Source organism: Roseovarius sp. MBR-6, from assembly GCF_040547525.1.
In the GTDB taxonomy this organism is placed as follows: Bacteria; Pseudomonadota; Alphaproteobacteria; order Rhodobacterales; family Rhodobacteraceae; genus Roseovarius.
Window position 1 is genome coordinate 143,751 of the sequence record NZ_JBEPPW010000005.1, and the last position, 15,997, is coordinate 159,747.

The window sequence follows — 15,997 nt, forward strand, 5'->3', positions numbered from 1 at the left end:
CGATGATCGCGATCATATTCGAGGTGGAACCGGGCGACGGCCAGAAAGAGCCCTATCTGGAAATGGCGGCGAAGATGCGCACGCTTGTCGAGAGCGTGGAGGGTTTCATCAGCGTCGAGCGATTCCAGAGCCTGACCAACCCCGGCAAGCTCCTGTCGCTCTCGTTCTGGGAGGATGAGGCGGCGGTCATGCGCTGGCGGCAGCTTGAGGCGCATCGCGCGGCACAAAAGGCCGGGCGCAAGGTGATGTTCGATGATTACCGCCTGCGCGTGGTCAGCGTGATCCGCGATTACGGCAAGTTCGACCGTGCCGAGGCCCCCGAGGACAGCCGCGCCGCGCATGGCGGCTGATCCGGCGCGGGCATGAAATCGGGATCGGCCAGCCGGTCGAGCAGGCCCGAGATGTCCTCGATCTCTTCGGCCACAAGATGCAGCACGTCGCCTTGCCGCTCCACCCGCCCCGTCACCCGCAGAAGCCGCCCGGCGATCACCGCGCGGCGGAACCGCTCGAACACCTTGCGCCAGACCACGACATTGACCATCCCGGTCTCATCCTCGAGGGTGAGAAACACGACGCCCTTGGCGGTGCCGGGCCGCTGGCGCACCAGCACAAGTCCGGCCACGGCGATGCGCAGGCCGGGTGCCACCTCGGGCAGGCGCGCGGCGACAAGGGCAGAGGGCGGGCGCGGAAATGACATGAGAACAAAGATAGAACATGCGCGCTGCCGTGCAACTCTTTTCCACATACGCCGCAAATGGGGCTGGTCTCGGGGCAGGGGCTTGGCTACGTAGCCTGTTGAATTGCTGTCAAAGGGAGAGGCCGCAAATGGCGAAGATCACCTATATCGAGCACAACGGCACGCGCCACGAGGTCGAGGTCGCCAATGGGCTGACCGTGATGGAAGGCGCGCGTGACAACAACATTCCCGGCATCGAGGCGGATTGCGGCGGCGCCTGCGCCTGCTCGACCTGCCATGTCTATGTTGCGCCCGACTGGGTGGAGAAACTGCCGACCAAGGAGGACATGGAAGAGGACATGCTCGATTTCGCCTATGAGCCGGACCCGAAACGCTCTCGCCTCACATGCCAGCTCAAGGTGAGCGACGCGCTTGACGGGCTGGTGGTGCAAATGCCCGAACGCCAGATCTGATCCGATGCGCGCGTGGCTCACAGCCCTGGCCATTGGCCTTGCTGGCGCGGCTTCGGCAGAGGAGCCATGGCAGACCGCCGAGGGGCCGGGGATCGTGGCGGCACGCTTCGAGGAGCCGGACAACAGCTATCCTCACCGGATCATGGGCCGTATCCCCGAACGCCGGGTGCTGGCGGTGCGCGATGCGCAGGGGCGCGACTACCGGCTTGATCTGCGCGAGGGGCCGGAGCCTGCCCTTGTTTTCGAGGATATCGCGCCGCGCCTTGTCGATGCTGACGGCGATGGCGCGATAGACGTGGTGGTGGTCGAGGCCGACCCCGAGGCGGGTGCGCATCTGGCGATCTACAGCCTGCGGCGCGGCGGTCTTGTGAAAGCAGCGGCGACGCCGCCCATCGGCACCCCGTTTCGCTGGCTGGCCCCGGCGGCGATCGCCGATCTGAATGGCGACGGGATCGTTGATATCGCCTATGTCGAGACGCCGCATCTGGGCAAAACGCTCCGCGTGTGGTCCTGGGCGGCCGGTGGCCTTATGGAAATCGCGCGGCTCAAAGGCGTGACAAATCACAGGATCGGCGACGAGGTGATTTTTGGCGGTCTGCGCGATTGTGGCCACGGCCCGGAAATCGTGCTGGCCGATGCTGCCTTTCGCCGCCTCGTAGCCGTGGCGTTCGAGGGAGAGACCCTCGCCGCGCGCCCGCTGCCGATCGAGGCCGGCCCGCGCGGGTTCGACACGGCGCTGGCCTGCCGCTAAGCCGCCTCAGGACGCCGCCTCGACCGCCCCCACAAGCCGCGCCATCACCCGGTCGAGCATGCCGGGATCAATCGCCTCGGCCATCACCCGGATAAGCGGCTCTGTCCCCGAGGCCCGAAGCAACAGCCGCCCGTCGCTGCCCAGTTCCGCCTCTGCCTCGGCCACCGCGTTCTGGACGATATCGGTCTTGAGCGGGGTCTTGCCCTCGGCAAAGCGCACGTTGACCAGGCGCTGCGGCACCGGCTCGAAGACCCGCACCAGCTCGCTTGCCCGCTGCCCGGTCTCGACCATCGCGGCAAGAAATTGCAACGCCCCGATGAGACCGTCGCCGGTGGTGGCATAATCGGTCATCACGATATGGCCCGACTGCTCGCCGCCCAGATTGAACCCCCCCGCACGCATCGCCTCGACCACATGCCGGTCGCCCACCGGCGTGCGCTTGAGCGCGATGCCCTGTGCCGCCAGATGCCGCTCCAGCCCGAGATTGGACATCACCGTGGCCACCAGCGTATCGCCCGCCAGCCGCCCCTCGCGCGCCCATCGCGTGGCGATCAGCGCCATGAACTGATCGCCGTCGGCCACGCGGCCCTGTTCGTCGATAAGCACGACCCGGTCCGCATCGCCATCGAGGCAGATCCCCAGATCCGCGCGCGTCTCCTGCACCTTGCGCGCGGCCGCCTCCGGACGGGTGGAGCCGCAATTGAGGTTGATGTTAAAGCCATCGGGCTCGACGTTCAGCGCGATGACCTCGGCCCCCAACTCCCACAGAACCTCGGGCGCGGTGCGATAAGCGGCCCCATTGGCGCAATCGACCACGATGCGCAAGCCACCGAGGCGACGGCGCCGCGGAAAGGTCGTCTTGGCATATTCCACGTATCGTCCGCGCGCATCGTCCACGCGGCGCGCGCGACCGATATTTTCAGGCGTGGACGGGTTGACACCCTGGTCCACCAGCCGCTCGATGGCCGCCTCTGCCTCGTCGCTCAGCTTGAAGCCGTCCGGGCCGAACAGCTTGATCCCGTTATCCGAGGCAGGGTTGTGGCTGGCCGAGATCATCACGCCCACATCGGCACGCAAGGCATGGGTGAGATAGCCGATGGCGGGCGTCGGAACGGGGCCAAGCAGAAACACGTTCATGCCGGTGGAGGTGAAGCCCGCAGTCATCGCGTATTCGATCATGTAACCCGAGCGCCGCGTGTCCTTGCCGATCACGACACGATGTTCCTTCTTGTCGGTGCGGAAATAGCGCCCCGCCGCAGCGCCCAATCGTAGCGCCATGTCGGCGGTCATCGGCCAGGAATTTGCCTCCCCGCGAATGCCGTCGGTGCCGAAAAGGTTCTTGCCCATGGAGGGTCTCCCGAAAAAACAACGCGGCTGAAATGCCAATTGGCCACGCGCGTGTCTTACCCTGATGCCCGGCGGCTGTCCACATTCTGCGTCGCGGCATGGCTTGACCCCGGCGTGGTGACCCGCATGATGCGCGAAACCCCGCTCGAGAGGAGCCGCACCATGCCCGACACATCACCGAAAACCGCCGTTGTCACCGGGGCCGCGCGCGGTATCGGGCTGGCGACCACGCGGGCCTTTCTCGATCAGGGCTGGCGCGTGGTGATGATCGACCGCGACGCACCCGCGCTCACCGAGGCGACCGCCGGGCTGAGCGGCGTCGATCCGGTGATTTGCGACGTGTCGCAACCCGGCCAGGTAGACCAGATGGCCGCCTATCTGGCCGAGAGTTACGAAAGCGTCGATGCGCTTGTGAACAACGCCGGTGTCGCCGATTTCGGCCCCATCGCCGAAACCGATTTCGCCCGCTGGCGCACGGTGATGGAGACCAATCTGGATGGCGTGTTCCTGATGTCCCAGGCGCTGCGTGCACCGCTTTGCGCCGCGAGGGGCGCGATCGTCAACATCGCCTCCATCTCGGGCTTGCGCGCCTCGACGCTGCGGGTGGCCTATGGCACCTCCAAGGCGGCGGTCAAGCATCTCACGCTGCAACAGGCGGTGGAACTGGGCGAGCATGGCGTGCGTGTCAACTGCGTCTGCCCCGGCCCGGTGGCGACCAAGCTGGCGATGGCCGTTCATACCCCCGACATCATCGCCGCCTATCATGACGCGATCCCGCTCAATCGCTACGGCACCGAGGCGGAACTGGCCGAAGTGATCACCTTTCTATGCTCGGAGCGGGCAAGCTATGTCACCGGGCAGATCATCGCCGTCGATGGCGGGTTCGAGGCGACGGGGATCGGCCTGCCGGCGCTCAGAGGAGGGTAAAAAGCCGCTCGGGCGGGCGGCCGATCACGGCGCGATTGTCGGAGAGGGCGATGGGGCGCTCGATCAGGATGGGGTTTTCGGCCATGGCCGCGATCAGCGTCTCGGGGTCGCTGTCGCGGCTGAGGCCCAGTTCCTTGAAACATGCCTCGCCGGTGCGCATCATCTCGATGGGCGCACAGCCAAGCTGCGCCAGCACCGCGCGCAACTCGGCGACCGTGGGCGTATCGTCGAGATAGCGCCGTTCCTCGACCTGCGCCCCGCGCTCTTGCAGCAGCGCCAGCCCCTGCCGCGACTTGGAGCAGCGCGGATTGTGCCAATAGGTGATCACAGCCAGTCCTCCCGTTTGGTTCCCACCGCTTCGGCCACGGTGGCGAACCCGTCCCGCGCAAGCAGCGCCTCAAGCCCGCGCGCAATATCGCCGACCAGCGACATCCCCTCGTAAACCAACGCCGAATAAAGCTGCACCGCGCTCGCGCCCGCGCAGATCTTGGCATAGGCGTCCTCGGCCGAGCCGATCCCGCCCACGCCGATGAGCGGCAGCGTGCCCCCGGTCAGCTGCGACAGCCGCGCCAGCACCCGTGTGGACTTCTCGAAGAGGGGCGCGCCGGACAGCCCGCCCGCCTCATGCCTCTGCGGGCTTTGCAGTCCGTCCCGCGCGAGCGTCGTGTTGGTGGCGATGATCCCCGAGAGGCCGCTTGCCAGCGCAACATCGGCAATCTCCGAAAGCTCGGGATCGCTCAGATCCGGCGCGATCTTGAGGAAAACCGGTATCGGGTGCGGCAGCGCATCGCGCGCCGCCATCACACCCGCGAGCAGTGCCGCCAGGGCCTCGGCCCCCTGCAATTCGCGCAGCCGCTCGGTATTGGGGCTGCTGACATTGACCGTGGCGAAATCGAGATGCGCGCCGCAGCGCGCCAGCACCTGCGCGAAATCCCCCGCGCGGTCGGCGCTGTCCTTGTTGGCCCCGAGGTTGAGGCCGATGATCCCCTCTTTCGGGCGCTCTGCCAGCCGCGTTGCCGCCGCCTCCATCCCTTCGTTGTTGAAGCCGAAACGGTTGATCACAGCCCGATCCTCGGTCAGGCGGAAAAGCCGCGGGCGGGCGTTGCCCTCCTGCGCGCGCGGCGTGACCGCCCCCACCTCGACAAAGCCGAACCCGGCGCGGCAGAGCGGGCCGAGCGCCTCGGCGTTCTTGTCGAACCCGGCGGCAAGACCCACCGGGTTGGGCAGCGCCAGCCCCGCCAGATCGGTGCGCAAGCGCGGGCTGCTGATCGGCCCCGGCTGCGGCACCAGCCCCAGCCGCAGGGCACGCAGCGCCAGCCCATGCGCGCGCTCCGGGTCCAGCCGGTGCATGAGGCCGAGGCCAAGCCGCTCCACCGGCCTCATTCCAGCCCCGCCGGGAATTGGTGCGCGCCATCCACCAGCGGCAGAGGCTGCGCCCAGACCACATCCGACAGGCGCAATGCGCGGTAAAGATGCGGGAAGAGCGCGCCCCCGCGCGACGGCTCCCATTTCAGGGCGTCGCCAAGCCGCTCGCTCTCGACGGCAAGGAGCATCAAGCCCTCTTCGCCCGCGAAATGCCGTGCCGCCGTCTCGGCGGCCTGCGTGGCGGTGGAGAAATGCACATAGCCATCGGCCAGATCGACCGGCGCGCCAAGGCTCTCGCCCCGCGCCCGCAAATCGTCCCATTCGGGACCACGGAAAATCTTGTAGATCAGCATGGGAGCGGTGATGCCCTGCGGGCGCGCGCCCGTCAAGCGATGCTTGAGGGCGCGGCGCGGATCGGCTAGCAAGAGGGTCCATCGAGAGGGGCAGCCATGGCATTCACCATCGCAATCGACGGGCCGGCAGCGGCGGGCAAGGGCACCATCGGGCGCGCGCTGGCCGCGCATTTCGGGTTTGCCCATCTCGATACCGGCCTTCTCTATCGGGCCACGGGTCGGCGGATGCTCGACGGGCTCGAGGCGGTGGAGGCGGCGCGCAGCCTGCGCGCCGGGGACCTCGACGCCGACGACCTGCGCAGCCCCGAGGTCAGCCAGGCCGCAAGCCGCGTGGCTGCCATCCCCGAGGTGCGTCAGGCCCTGCTCGATTTCCAGCGCGCCTTTGCCCGGCGTGCGGGCGGCGCGGTGCTCGACGGGCGCGATATCGGCACGGTGATCTGCCCCGACGCGGAGGTAAAGCTCTATGTCACGGCCAGCGATGCCGAGCGTGCGCGCCGCCGTCATCTCGAGCTGACCCAAAAGGGCCATGCCGTGACGCTTGAGGAGGTGGCCTGCGATCTGCGCCAGCGCGACGCCCGCGACAGCGCACGGGCCACCGCGCCTCTGAAACCGGCGGCGGACGCGCTCTTGCTCGACACCTCGGAACTGACCATTGACGAGGCCGTCGCGGCCGCCGTGGCCAAGGTCCGGGGCGCTCTGCCGGTCGGCTGAGGTTCAGGCGCCCCGCACCGCGTCGATCATGCGCTGCACATTGTCGGGGTCCGCGTCGGGCGTGATGCCATGGCCGAGGTTGAAGATATGCGGGCCGCCGCTCAGCGCGTCCACGATGCGCCGCGTCTCGGAGATCAGCGCCGCCCCCCCCGTCACCATATGCGAGGATTTGAGGTTGCCCTGCACGCAGCCATCCACTTGCACGTTGGCCGCCACCCATTCCGCGCTCACCGAATCGTCCACCGCGACGCAATCCGCCCCGGTCTGCTTGTGGAAGCCGATGTATTTGTCGCCCGCCTCACGCGGGAAGGCGATGACGGGAATGCCCGGATGCCGGTCCTTCAGCGCCGCGATGATGCGGCGGGCGGGGTCGGTGGCGTAGCGGTCGAAATCATCGCCCTTGAGCGACCCGGCCCAGCTATCGAAGAGCTTGACCACCTCGGCACCCGCACTGATTTGCGCCGAGAGATATTCAACCGTCGCCTCGGTCAAAAGGTCGATCAGCGCCTCGAAAACCGGGCGGTCGGCGTCTTTCAGCGCGTGCGCGGGCCCCTGATCGGGCGTGCCGCGCCCGGCGATCATGTAGGTGGCCACGGTCCAGGGGGCCCCGGCAAAGCCGATCAGCGCCACCTCGGGCGGCAATGCGCCGGCAAGGTTGCGCACGGTCTGATAGACGGGGCCAAGCGTCTCGTGGATATCCGAGACCGGTTTCAGCCGGTCCACCCCTGCCCGGTCGGTGATCGTCGAGAGGCGCGGCCCCTCGCCCGTCACGAACCACAGATCGGCGCCGAGCGCCTGCGGCAGCAGCAGGATGTCGGCGAAGAGGATCGCCGCGTCGAACCCGTAGCGCCGGATCGGTTGCAGCGTCACCTCGGTGGCGAGGTCGCTGTTGTAGCACAGCGACAGGAAATCCCCCGCCTCGGCCCGGGTGGCGCGGTATTCCGGCAGATAGCGCCCCGCCTGCCGCATCATCCAGATGGGCGGGGTGGGCAGCGTTTCGCCATTGAGGGCGCGCAGGATCGGCTTGGTTTCTGGCATGGAGTCCTCCGTTTGCCTTTTGGTCGCGTTGACAGCGCATGATGTCAAGTCGCGGCGCGCTTGCCACGCCGCTTTGTCGCGTCTAAACCGGCGGTCATGACACGTGATATGCCCACCCCGACCCACCCGCTCAAGATTGGCACGCGCGGCTCGCCGCTGGCACTCGCGCAGGCGCATGAGACACGCCGCCGGCTTCAGGCGGCGTTTGACCTGCCCGAGGCCGCTTTCGAGATTTCGGTGATCAAGACCACCGGCGACCGGGTGCTCGACCGCCCGCTCAAGGAGATCGGCGGCAAGGGGCTCTTCACCCGCGAGATCGAGGAGGCGCTTCTTTCGGGGGCCATCGACATCGCGGTGCATTCGATGAAGGACATGCCGGTGCTTCAGCCCGGGGGCCTCACGCTCGACTGTTACCTTCCGCGCGAGGATGTGCGCGATGCCTTCGTGTCGCCCGGTGCGCGTGGCCTTGCTGATCTGCCTTCGGGCGCGCGCGTCGGCACCTCGTCCTTGCGGCGCAAGGCGCAGGTGCTTGTGGCCTGGCCGCATCTCGAGGTGGTGGAGTTTCGCGGCAACGTCCAGACCCGGCTGAAAAAGCTTGAGGACGGCGTTGCGGCCTGCACCTTCCTTGCCATGGCGGGGCTGAACCGGCTCGGGCGTGCCGATGTGGCGACCGCCGCGATTGACCCCGAGGTGATGCTGCCCGCCGTGGCGCAAGGAGCCATCGGGATCGAGCGCCGCGAGGGGGACACCCGCGCCGCCGACATGCTCGCCGCCATCCATGACACACCGACCGGACAGCGCCTCGCCGCCGAGCGCGCCTTTCTCGCAGCACTCGATGGCTCCTGCGAGACGCCGATCGCGGGGCTGGCAGAGCTTGACGGCACCACACTGCGCCTGCGCGGCGAGATCCTGCGCCCCGATGGCGGCGCGCGTCACGCTGATGACGCGACCGCCCCCATCGAAGACGGGGCCGCACTCGGGCATGAGATGGCGGCGCGGCTTCTGGCCGAGGCGGGACCGGGTTTTTTCGACTGGCGCGGCTGAGCCGGATGAAGGGGCCTCTTGCGGCCATTTTCAGCCTTGACGCCTCCACGCCGCTGGCATACCTAGCCCCCTGCTTGGCGGAGTAGCTCAGTTGGTTAGAGCAGCGGAATCATAATCCGCGTGTCGGGGGTTCGAGTCCCTCCTCCGCTACCAAGTTGCACGCTGCGATATCCCAAAATTACCGAAACCTGCGACAAGGTGCGACAGGGCGCTGAGACGTCGGGAGCGGCGGTGGTGGTCTTCAAGGTCGACAGACCTGTGCTATCGCCATCCTATTTTGACACACATCGGCCCCGGACAGCGCCCACGCAACGACCTGTCCCGACCGGGATTGGTCGCGCGGGCCAATCGTGACGTGCGGTCATCCGCGCAATCCTCGACCGGAGCTTTGGCCCGCGCTGACCGACCGGGCTGCGGCAGAACAACTTTCCGAGGCGGCGCAGCAGGCACGTGGAAACAGGCTTGGTCATTGCCATTTGTGGCCGGCCCCCGGAATGAAAAAGGCACCGATGCCGATCAGGTCCAGTCCGCCTCGGTGATATTCAGGGTGGCGATGCGCGAATAGAGCGTCGTCGGTTTGATGCCGAGAAGCGCGGCGGCACCGGACGGGCCGGCGATGCGGCCCCGCGTTTCGCGCAGGGCGGCGATCAGGTTGGCGCGCGCCAGCGCCTGCATCTGCGCCTCGGTGCGAAACGGCTTGCCGGTTGGCCCGTGCGGCCCCAAGCCCCCAAGCTCCACCACCAGCTTGCGATCCTGCGACACAATCGCGGCGCGCTCCATCGCGTTGTGAAGCTCGCGCACATTGCCGGGCCAGTCATAGGATTGCAGTTGCCGCACCACGCCTTCGGTCAGCACCGGCTCGGCCCGGTTGAGCCTGCGGCAGGCGATCCTGAGCAGATGCGCGGCCAGCAGGGGAATATCCTCCTGCCGGTCGCGCAGCGGCTGGCAGGTGATGGGAAACACGTTGAGGAACAGATAAAGATCCTCGCGGATGCGAGGCGAGCGGCGGGCCTGCTTGTCTGACAGCGTGGTGGCGGCGATGACGCGGATATCGAGCGGTTTGGCGCGGGTATCGCCCAGACGGGTCACGGCGCTGTTCTGCAACGCGGCCAAGAGCTTGCCCTGTATCTCAAATGGCAATTCCTCGACATCGTCCAGAAACAGCGTGCCGCCATGCGCCAGCTCCAGCTTGCCGGGTTTGTCGCGGGTGGCGCCATTTGGCGCACCGCGCACCTGACCCCATAATTCGGCCTCCACCTCTTCGGGGGCGACCGATCCGCATTTGAAATGGATAAGGGGGCGGCGCGCGCGGGGGCTGGCCTTGTGAATCGCGGTGGCGACAAGCGATTTGCCGGTGCCGGTCTCGCCGCTGATGAACACGGTGGCATCGGTGCGCGCCACAAGGTCGATGCGCTGCAGGGTCTGGCGCACCGCAGGCGACGCGCCGATGATGTTGTGATGCGCGCGTTCCGTCGTGATCGCCTCTTGCAGATAGGCGTTTTCCTGTTCCAGCCGGTCGCGCAGGGCGGCCACCTCGGCCATCGCCTCGCGCAGCTTGCGCTCGTTTTCCTTGCGCTCGGTGATGTCGCGAAAGATCACCACAGCCCCCGCCAGCACGTTCTGATCATAGATCGGGGTAGAGACATATTCGACCCGGATCGGCTTGCCATCCTTGCGCCAGAACACCTCGTCCTCGATCCGATTGACCTGTTCAAAGCGGAAGGATTGATAGATCGGGCAATCATGGGCGTGATAGATGTCGCCGCTCAGGTGGTGATGGTGGATCACCGAATGAATGTCGTGGCCCAGAAGATCGTCGGCGGTCCAGCCGAGCATTTCCTGTGCCGCACGATTGACGAAGGTGGTCTTCCCATCGGCATTGACGCCGTAAATACCTTCGCCCGCCGCGTTCAGGATCAACTGGTTCTGGCGTTCCAGTTCGGCAAAGAAGTCCTGCGCGCGCCGCCATTCCAGCAGGCCGGAACGGTGCAATTCCGCCGCCTGCGCGATGCGGTCGTGCCGCCCCATCTCATCCAGATCAAGCAGGGTCAGAACCAGCAGCGCGGGGGTATCATGGATCAGCCTGCCCCGGATTTCGACGCGCAGCGGCGTGCCCTTCGTCGTTGCAAGTGTGATGTCGCGGCTCCACGCCTCGCCCCGGTGGACGATTTCATCCACCAGCACGATAAAGTCCGGCAGGCTGGCCCCGACCAGTGGCGAAAACGGCGTGCCGGGGGTGTCGGGAAGATCAAGCAGGGCGCGCGCACGCGGATTGGCCGCGCTGATGCGGTCGGCGACAAGGTCGATCACCAGCGCCGCCTCGGCCAGCGCGTCAAGCAGGGAATCGGGGGCGGCGGGCAATTTTTGCATGGACCGAGTAATAGCGCCGCAGCGCAGCACGACAATACGAAATTTCGTAACTTACGAAAACCCGTAACAAACTGACACAGGGTCGCGCATTAAGTAACTGTAATTAAACAAAAGTTTATAATGCCCAAAAAATAGGCATGGCCTTTTGCATCGGCGCGCTTCATCGGATCATAGGCCCAAAGCTACCTGACCGAAAGGACGCGACATGACGATGAAAAGCCTTGGCGACCCGTTTTCCGAAAAGAATGACCTGCGCCACGGGGCATCCTGCGGCTGCGACAGGTGCAAGGCCGCGCCGCACCATGCCGATGCGCCGGTGATGTCGTCTGATGCGATGCTGGAACGCGCGGTCGAAAGCGCGGTGGTGCGCTCGATCTTTGGCCACAGCGATATCGGGCGGCGGTCGTTCATGGGGATGCTGGGGGGCGGCACGGTGGCGGCGGCGCTGGCGTCTGTCTTTCCGCTTGATGCGGCCAAGGCGGCGATTCTGGACAATCTTGGCAAGCCCGAAAAAACCGACCTCAACATCGGCTTTGTGCCGATCACCTGCGCCACGCCGATCATCATGGCGCAGCCGATGGGGTTCTATGAACGCTACGGCCTCAACGCGAGCGTGATCAAGACCGCCGGTTGGGCCGTGGCGCGCGACAAGTCGCTGTCGGGGGAATATGACGCCAGCCACATGCTGACGCCGATGCCGCTGGCGATGACGCTGGGCGCGGGATCGACCGCCGTTCCCTACATCATGCCCGCCGTCGAGAACATCAACGGACAGGCCATCGTGCTGGCCAACCAGCACCTCGACAAGCGCGACCCGCAGAAATGGAAGGGCTTCACCTTTGGCGTGCCCTTCGAATATTCGATGCACAATTTCCTGCTGCGCTATTATGTGGCCGAACATGGGCTTGACCCGGATGTGGATATCCAGATCCGCGTGGTGCCGCCGCCCGAGATGGTCGCCAACCTGCGCGCGGGCAACCTTGACGGCTATCTCTCGCCCGACCCGTTCAACCAGCGCGCCGTGTGGGAGGGGATCGGATTTATCCACCTCTTGACCAAGGAGATCTGGGAGGGGCACCCCTGCTGCGCCTTCGCCGCGCCGCTCAGTTTTGCCACCGAACTGCCCAACACCTATGGCGCATTGCTCAAGGCCATCGTCGACGCCACGCAATATGCCTCCAAGGCCGAGAACCGCAAGGAAATCTCGGCGGCAATCGCGCCCACCAACTATCTCAACCAGCCTGTCGAAGTGATTGAACAGGTGCTGACCGGCACCTTTGCCGACGGTCTGGGCAATGTGCAGCAGGTGCCCGACCGGATCGATTTCGACCCGTTCCCGTGGCATTCCATGGGCGTGTGGATCCTGACCCAGATGAAGCGCTGGGGCTATATCGAGAATGACATCGATTACAAGGCCGTGGCCGAACAGGTCTACCTTGCCGCCGATGCCCGCAAGGTGATGACCGATCTGGGCTATGAGGCACCCGATATCAGCTACAAATCGCATGTCATCATGGGCAAGACCTTCGATCCGGCCGAGCCGGAGGCCTATGTCAAAAGCTTCGCCATCGGCAAGGGGTGAGCCATGGCGACCCTGTCCCTCAACAAACGCGCGCTGCTGATGTCGGTCGTGATCCTTCTGGTCGGCCTCCTGATATGGGAGGCCGCGATCCCGGCGCAAAAGGCCGTGGGCGAACTGACGGAATACGAACGCCTGACAGGCGGCGGCGCGCAAAAGGCGGGCGTGCCGCCCCCGTCGCAGGTTCTGGCCAAGGCCTGGGCCGAACTCAGCAACCCGTTTTACGACGCAGGCCCCAACGACAAGGGGATCGGCATTCAGATTGGCTATTCCATCTACCGGGTGCTGTCGGGCTATTTCATGGCCGCTCTGGTGGCCATTCCGCTTGGCTTTCTGATCGGCATGTCGCCGGTGGCCTACAAGGCCCTCAATCCGTTCATTCAGGTGCTGCGCCCCATATCGCCCTTGGCATGGATGCCGCTGGCGCTGTTCATCATTCAGGATTCAGAGGCCAGCGCGATCTTCGTCATCTTCATCTGTTCGATCTGGCCCATGCTGATCAACACCGCCTTTGGCGTGGCGGGCGTGCGGCAGGACTGGGTGAACGTCGCGCGCACGCATGAGCTGGGCCATTTCAGGACCGCCTTTACCGTGATCCTGCCTGCCGCAGCACCGACCATCGTCACCGGCATGCGCATTTCCATCGGCATCGCGTGGCTGGTCATCGTCGCCGCCGAGATGCTCGTCGGGGGAACCGGCATCGGCTATTACGTCTGGAACGAGTGGAACAACCTCGACCTGACCTCGGTCATCTTCTCGATCCTGATGATCGGCATTGTCGGCATGATGCTGGATGCGGCCTTTGCCGCCCTGCAACGTGCCGTGGCCTATGCGGAATAAGGACCCAAAAGATGAGCAAACCGTTTTTGTCGATCGAGAACCTGACCCAACGCTACCCCGATGGCCAGGGCGGCACGCTGACCGTGTTCGAGAATGCGACCTTCGGGGTGGAAAAGGGCGAGTTTGTCGTCATCCTCGGCCATTCGGGCTGCGGCAAATCCACCATCATGAACATTCTCGCGGGTCTGGCAGAGCCAACGAGCGGCGTGGTCAAGATGGACGGGTTCGAGGTCTCGGGCCCCAGCCTTGACCGGGGCGTGGTGTTTCAGAACTACTCCCTGCTGCCCTGGCTCAGCACGCTGAAGAACGTAAGCTTTGGCGTGGCCGCCCGGCATCCGGAATGGTCCAAAGCCAAGGTGCTGGATCATTCCCGCGAGTATCTGGCGATGGTGGGGCTGGAGGGGGACGTGATCCACCGCAAACCCAGCCAGTTGTCGGGGGGCATGCGGCAACGGGTGTCGATTGCCCGCGCCTTCGCCAACCACCCCAAGCTTTTGCTGCTGGACGAGCCGTTCGGCGCACTCGATGCTTTGACGCGGGGCACGATCCAGGATGAATTGCTCAAGATCTGGGGCGGCACCGGGCAGACCGTGTTCATGATCACCCATGACATCGACGAGGCGATCCTGCTGGCGGACCGTATCCTGCTGATGACCAACGGCCCCTATGCCCGCGTGGCGGAATCGGTCGAGATCACCATTCCGCGCCCGCGCAACCGGACCGAGATCGTGGAGCATCCCAACTATTACCCGATCCGCAACCATCTGGTGCAGTTCCTTGGCAAACGGTCCAAGGAACTGGCCGGTCAGGCCTCGGACGGGGCGGCCCAAACCCCGAAGGCGGTGCGGATCGACCACACCGCCCCTGACGATGACACCGGCGAGGCGCGACGGCTGCGCGCCGTGAACCTCTGACCCCGATTTTCAGGACCGAAAGAATGGAGGACCCAATGAAAGACACCGTAACCCTGCCCGCCGTGATGACCAAGGAAGATGTGACAACCCTTATCCTGATCGCCAGGAAAAAGACCGGGATGAAATGGGAGGAGATTGCCGCGGCCATCGGCATGTCGCCGGTCTGGACGCACTCGGCCTGCATGGGCATGAACACCATGCCCAAGGCCAAGGCCGAGGCGCTGGTCGCGCTGCTCGATCTGCCACAAGAGGCGGTCTCGGTGCTGGAGGAGTATCCCACCAAGGTCTGGGAACAGGCGGTGCCGACCGATCCCTGCATCTACCGCCTCTATGAAATCGTGGGCGTTTACGGCCCGACGATGAAGGCGCTCATTCAGGAGGAATTCGGCGATGGCATCATGTCGGCGATTGATTTCGACATGCAGATCACCCGCGTCGCCAACCCCAAGGGCGACCGCGTCAAGGTCGAGATGTCGGGCAAGTTTCTGGGCTATAACTCCTGGTAAGAGCGGGCATTCGGTCATCACCCGGATGGTCGCACGTGACGCGGTCATCCGGGCAGCCCACCTGTCAGGATCATGAGATCTCCGCACGGCTCAAGGGCCAGGCTGCCAAAGCTCCAGCGCATCAAGGCATTGGGCAAGGTCTGCCCGAAACGCCTGCGCCAGCAGGGATTGCGGCCGGTGCGCGGGTTCCAGGATTGCGATGGGACTTGTGATGAGCGGAACGAACTTGCGAAAGACAATGCCGCCCGTCGGGCAGCTTTTGGCGGTGATGCGGTCCACCAGACTGGCGCACATGCCATGCGCGACCAGCTGGATCGCCGGCAGGAAGGTCCGCAGCACGAACCGCCGGTTCAGCTTCGCCCCTGACCGGGCAAAGGCGGCTTCGGTGTCCTGATTGGTGGAGTGATCGTCAAACAGGGTTGCCATGGGAAAATCGTGCAGGTCCTGCGGTGTCAGGGCGCGATCTTGGGGAAACGGGTTTTGGGCAGGCAAGGCCAGCACGCATTCCAGATCCCATGACTGTCTGAGGATCGAGCTGCGCGGGGGCGGCGTTTCCGCAAGGCCGATGTCATATTCCTGACTGGCCACAAGATCGCTCACCACCTGCGACGAGCGCATCATCAGGTCGGCCTTGACCTCGGGGCGGTCCTTGAGGAAGTCCGCAAGCAACGACGGCATGAAGAACCCAGAGGCCGCCGGGAAACAGGCGATGCGCAGACAGCCGCGCTGGCGTGTGGAAAACTCTGCCATCGACCGCGTCGTGCGGGTGATCCGTTCCAGAATGTCCTCGGCTTCTTCAAGCAGGTAATGTGCTTCGGGGCAGGCCGTCAGGCGGCCATGTTCGCGCAGGAACAGCGCAAAACCCAGTTGCCGTTCCAGATTGGCCACCACCGCGCTGACCGCAGGCTGGGTGCGGCCCAGAACCCGGCTCGCCTCGGAAATCGACCCTGTTCGCATCACCTCGCGGAAGGTTTGCAGTTGCTGGATGGTCAGGCGGCTCAGCATCCATAAATCCAATGTATGGAGTCAATCGAATTTCCAATTTGAATTTATGATAACGCGACGTCAAGCATAACGAAAGCCAAGGGGAGGCCAGATGGACA

18 protein-coding genes and 1 tRNA gene are annotated in these 15,997 nt (G+C 65.2%); 11 read left to right on the forward strand and 8 right to left on the reverse strand.

The genetic code is table 11. The features are described from left to right. The first annotated feature begins 2 nt into the window (after positions 1–2). A complete protein-coding gene (locus ABIE57_RS08740; RefSeq protein ID WP_354538630.1) occupies positions 3–350 on the forward strand; it encodes an antibiotic biosynthesis monooxygenase family protein in 348 nt (115 codons plus the stop codon). On the opposite strand, the gene ABIE57_RS08745 is transcribed toward ABIE57_RS08740, so the two are convergent. Then, a complete protein-coding gene (locus ABIE57_RS08745) occupies positions 290–697 on the reverse strand; it encodes an OB-fold nucleic acid binding domain-containing protein (RefSeq protein WP_354538631.1) in 408 nt (135 codons plus the stop codon). The two genes, ABIE57_RS08740 and ABIE57_RS08745, sit on opposite strands and share 61 nt — an antisense overlap. 128 nt (positions 698–825) lie before the next feature. Between ABIE57_RS08745 and ABIE57_RS08750 the strand changes: the two genes are divergently transcribed. Both ABIE57_RS08750 and ABIE57_RS08755 read left to right on the forward strand, forming a co-directional pair. Next, on the forward strand, positions 826–1,149 hold the full coding sequence (locus ABIE57_RS08750) for a 2Fe-2S iron-sulfur cluster-binding protein (protein WP_354538632.1): 324 nt from the start codon (positions 826–828) through the stop codon (positions 1,147–1,149). Between the two features lie 4 nt (positions 1,150–1,153). Beyond that, a complete protein-coding gene (locus ABIE57_RS08755) occupies positions 1,154–1,900 on the forward strand; it encodes an FG-GAP repeat domain-containing protein (protein WP_354538633.1) in 747 nt (248 codons plus the stop codon). A 6-nt stretch (positions 1,901–1,906) separates the two neighbouring features. Here the strand turns inward: ABIE57_RS08755 and glmM are convergent, their stop codons facing one another. Beyond that, on the reverse strand, positions 1,907–3,247 hold the full coding sequence (gene glmM, locus ABIE57_RS08760) for a phosphoglucosamine mutase (RefSeq protein ID WP_354538634.1): 1,341 nt from the start codon (positions 3,245–3,247) through the stop codon (positions 1,907–1,909). A 162-nt stretch (positions 3,248–3,409) separates the two neighbouring features. Between glmM and ABIE57_RS08765 the strand changes: the two genes are divergently transcribed. Continuing rightward, the gene (locus ABIE57_RS08765; RefSeq protein ID WP_354538747.1) at positions 3,410–4,174 is read left to right on the forward strand and encodes an SDR family NAD(P)-dependent oxidoreductase; all 765 of its coding nucleotides are present in this window, start codon (positions 3,410–3,412) and stop codon (positions 4,172–4,174) included. Here the strand turns inward: ABIE57_RS08765 and arsC are convergent. From arsC to ABIE57_RS08780, 3 genes are read right to left on the reverse strand one after another with little or no spacing between them, the layout of a single operon-like run. Further along, complete coding sequence (gene arsC, locus ABIE57_RS08770) at positions 4,161–4,502, reverse strand: arsenate reductase (glutaredoxin) (protein WP_354538635.1); 342 nt, start codon at positions 4,500–4,502, stop codon at positions 4,161–4,163. The two genes, ABIE57_RS08765 and arsC, sit on opposite strands and share 14 nt — an antisense overlap. Then, on the reverse strand, positions 4,499–5,557 hold the full coding sequence (locus tag ABIE57_RS08775) for a quinone-dependent dihydroorotate dehydrogenase (protein ID WP_354538636.1): 1,059 nt from the start codon (positions 5,555–5,557) through the stop codon (positions 4,499–4,501). Before ABIE57_RS08775 ends, arsC begins: the two co-directional genes overlap by 4 nt. Beyond that, complete coding sequence (locus tag ABIE57_RS08780; RefSeq protein ID WP_354538637.1) at positions 5,554–5,892, reverse strand: DUF952 domain-containing protein; 339 nt, start codon at positions 5,890–5,892, stop codon at positions 5,554–5,556. The genes ABIE57_RS08775 and ABIE57_RS08780 overlap by 4 nt, the downstream gene beginning before the upstream one ends. A gap of 96 nt (positions 5,893–5,988) precedes the next feature. Here ABIE57_RS08780 and cmk point away from each other — a divergent pair, with 96 nt between their 5' ends. After that, the gene (cmk, locus tag ABIE57_RS08785) at positions 5,989–6,603 is read left to right on the forward strand and encodes a (d)CMP kinase (protein WP_354538638.1); all 615 of its coding nucleotides are present in this window, start codon (positions 5,989–5,991) and stop codon (positions 6,601–6,603) included. Between the two features lie 3 nt (positions 6,604–6,606). Here cmk and hemE read toward each other — a convergent pair whose 3' ends face one another. Next, entirely contained in the window at positions 6,607–7,641 is a 1,035-nt protein-coding gene (hemE, locus tag ABIE57_RS08790) for a uroporphyrinogen decarboxylase (protein WP_354538639.1), read from the reverse strand. Between the two features lie 96 nt (positions 7,642–7,737). Here hemE and hemC point away from each other — a divergent pair, with 96 nt between their 5' ends. Together hemC and ABIE57_RS08800 are read left to right on the forward strand one after the other, a co-directional pair. Beyond that, positions 7,738–8,685: a hydroxymethylbilane synthase gene (gene hemC / locus ABIE57_RS08795; RefSeq protein WP_354538640.1), complete on the forward strand. Its 948-nt coding sequence runs from the start codon at positions 7,738–7,740 to the stop codon at positions 8,683–8,685. Between the two features lie 76 nt (positions 8,686–8,761). Beyond that, positions 8,762–8,838: transfer RNA gene (locus ABIE57_RS08800), tRNA-Met, on the forward strand. Positions 8,839–9,201: 363 nt separating this feature from the next. On the opposite strand, the gene ABIE57_RS08805 is transcribed toward ABIE57_RS08800, so the two are convergent. Next, positions 9,202–11,055, reverse strand: coding sequence for a sigma-54 interaction domain-containing protein (locus ABIE57_RS08805; protein ID WP_354538641.1), 1,854 nt, complete (start codon positions 11,053–11,055; stop codon positions 9,202–9,204). 205 nt (positions 11,056–11,260) lie between these two features. On the opposite strand from ABIE57_RS08805, the gene ABIE57_RS08810 reads away from it, so the two are divergent. Genes ABIE57_RS08810 through cynS form a run of 4 tightly spaced genes read left to right on the forward strand, consistent with a single transcriptional unit; the run spans position 11,261 to position 14,894 of the window. Further along, positions 11,261–12,637 carry a CmpA/NrtA family ABC transporter substrate-binding protein gene (locus tag ABIE57_RS08810; RefSeq protein ID WP_354538642.1) on the forward strand — a complete coding sequence of 459 codons (1,377 nt, stop codon included), beginning with the start codon at positions 11,261–11,263 and terminating at the stop codon, positions 12,635–12,637. Positions 12,638–12,640: 3 nt separating this feature from the next. Beyond that, on the forward strand, positions 12,641–13,474 hold the full coding sequence (gene ntrB, locus ABIE57_RS08815) for a nitrate ABC transporter permease (protein ID WP_354538643.1): 834 nt from the start codon (positions 12,641–12,643) through the stop codon (positions 13,472–13,474). An 11-nt stretch (positions 13,475–13,485) separates the two neighbouring features. Then, positions 13,486–14,388 carry an ABC transporter ATP-binding protein gene (locus ABIE57_RS08820; RefSeq protein WP_354538644.1) on the forward strand — a complete coding sequence of 301 codons (903 nt, stop codon included), beginning with the start codon at positions 13,486–13,488 and terminating at the stop codon, positions 14,386–14,388. 35 nt (positions 14,389–14,423) lie between these two features. Continuing rightward, positions 14,424–14,894 (forward strand): cyanase, encoded by a 471-nt coding sequence (gene cynS / locus ABIE57_RS08825; protein ID WP_454282337.1) that lies wholly within the window; start codon positions 14,424–14,426, stop codon positions 14,892–14,894. A 90-nt stretch (positions 14,895–14,984) separates the two neighbouring features. Here the strand turns inward: cynS and ABIE57_RS08830 are convergent, their stop codons facing one another. Continuing rightward, positions 14,985–15,899, reverse strand: coding sequence for a LysR family transcriptional regulator (locus tag ABIE57_RS08830; RefSeq protein ID WP_354538646.1), 915 nt, complete (start codon positions 15,897–15,899; stop codon positions 14,985–14,987). Between the last annotated feature and the right edge of the window lie 98 nt (positions 15,900–15,997).

Coding starts and splice junctions, on each gene's coding strand:
- hemC (WP_354538640.1), top strand. CDS start 7,738: ATGACACGTGATATGCCCACCCCGACCCACCCGCTCAAGATTGGCACG.
- ABIE57_RS08780 (WP_354538637.1), bottom strand. CDS start 5,892: ATGCTGATCTACAAGATTTTCCGTGGTCCCGAATGGGACGATTTGCGG.
- ABIE57_RS08820 (WP_354538644.1), top strand. CDS start 13,486: ATGAGCAAACCGTTTTTGTCGATCGAGAACCTGACCCAACGCTACCCC.
- ABIE57_RS08775 (WP_354538636.1), bottom strand. CDS start 5,557: ATGAGGCCGGTGGAGCGGCTTGGCCTCGGCCTCATGCACCGGCTGGAC.
- ABIE57_RS08755 (WP_354538633.1), top strand. CDS start 1,154: ATGCGCGCGTGGCTCACAGCCCTGGCCATTGGCCTTGCTGGCGCGGCT.
- ABIE57_RS08745 (WP_354538631.1), bottom strand. CDS start 697: ATGTCATTTCCGCGCCCGCCCTCTGCCCTTGTCGCCGCGCGCCTGCCC.
- glmM (WP_354538634.1), bottom strand. CDS start 3,247: ATGGGCAAGAACCTTTTCGGCACCGACGGCATTCGCGGGGAGGCAAAT.
- cynS (WP_454282337.1), top strand. CDS start 14,424: ATGAAAGACACCGTAACCCTGCCCGCCGTGATGACCAAGGAAGATGTG.
- ABIE57_RS08740 (WP_354538630.1), top strand. CDS start 3: ATGATCGCGATCATATTCGAGGTGGAACCGGGCGACGGCCAGAAAGAG.
- ABIE57_RS08805 (WP_354538641.1), bottom strand. CDS start 11,055: ATGCAAAAATTGCCCGCCGCCCCCGATTCCCTGCTTGACGCGCTGGCC.
- ABIE57_RS08765 (WP_354538747.1), top strand. CDS start 3,410: ATGCCCGACACATCACCGAAAACCGCCGTTGTCACCGGGGCCGCGCGC.
- cmk (WP_354538638.1), top strand. CDS start 5,989: ATGGCATTCACCATCGCAATCGACGGGCCGGCAGCGGCGGGCAAGGGC.
- ABIE57_RS08830 (WP_354538646.1), bottom strand. CDS start 15,899: ATGCTGAGCCGCCTGACCATCCAGCAACTGCAAACCTTCCGCGAGGTG.
- ntrB (WP_354538643.1), top strand. CDS start 12,641: ATGGCGACCCTGTCCCTCAACAAACGCGCGCTGCTGATGTCGGTCGTG.
- hemE (WP_354538639.1), bottom strand. CDS start 7,641: ATGCCAGAAACCAAGCCGATCCTGCGCGCCCTCAATGGCGAAACGCTG.
- ABIE57_RS08810 (WP_354538642.1), top strand. CDS start 11,261: ATGACGATGAAAAGCCTTGGCGACCCGTTTTCCGAAAAGAATGACCTG.
- ABIE57_RS08750 (WP_354538632.1), top strand. CDS start 826: ATGGCGAAGATCACCTATATCGAGCACAACGGCACGCGCCACGAGGTC.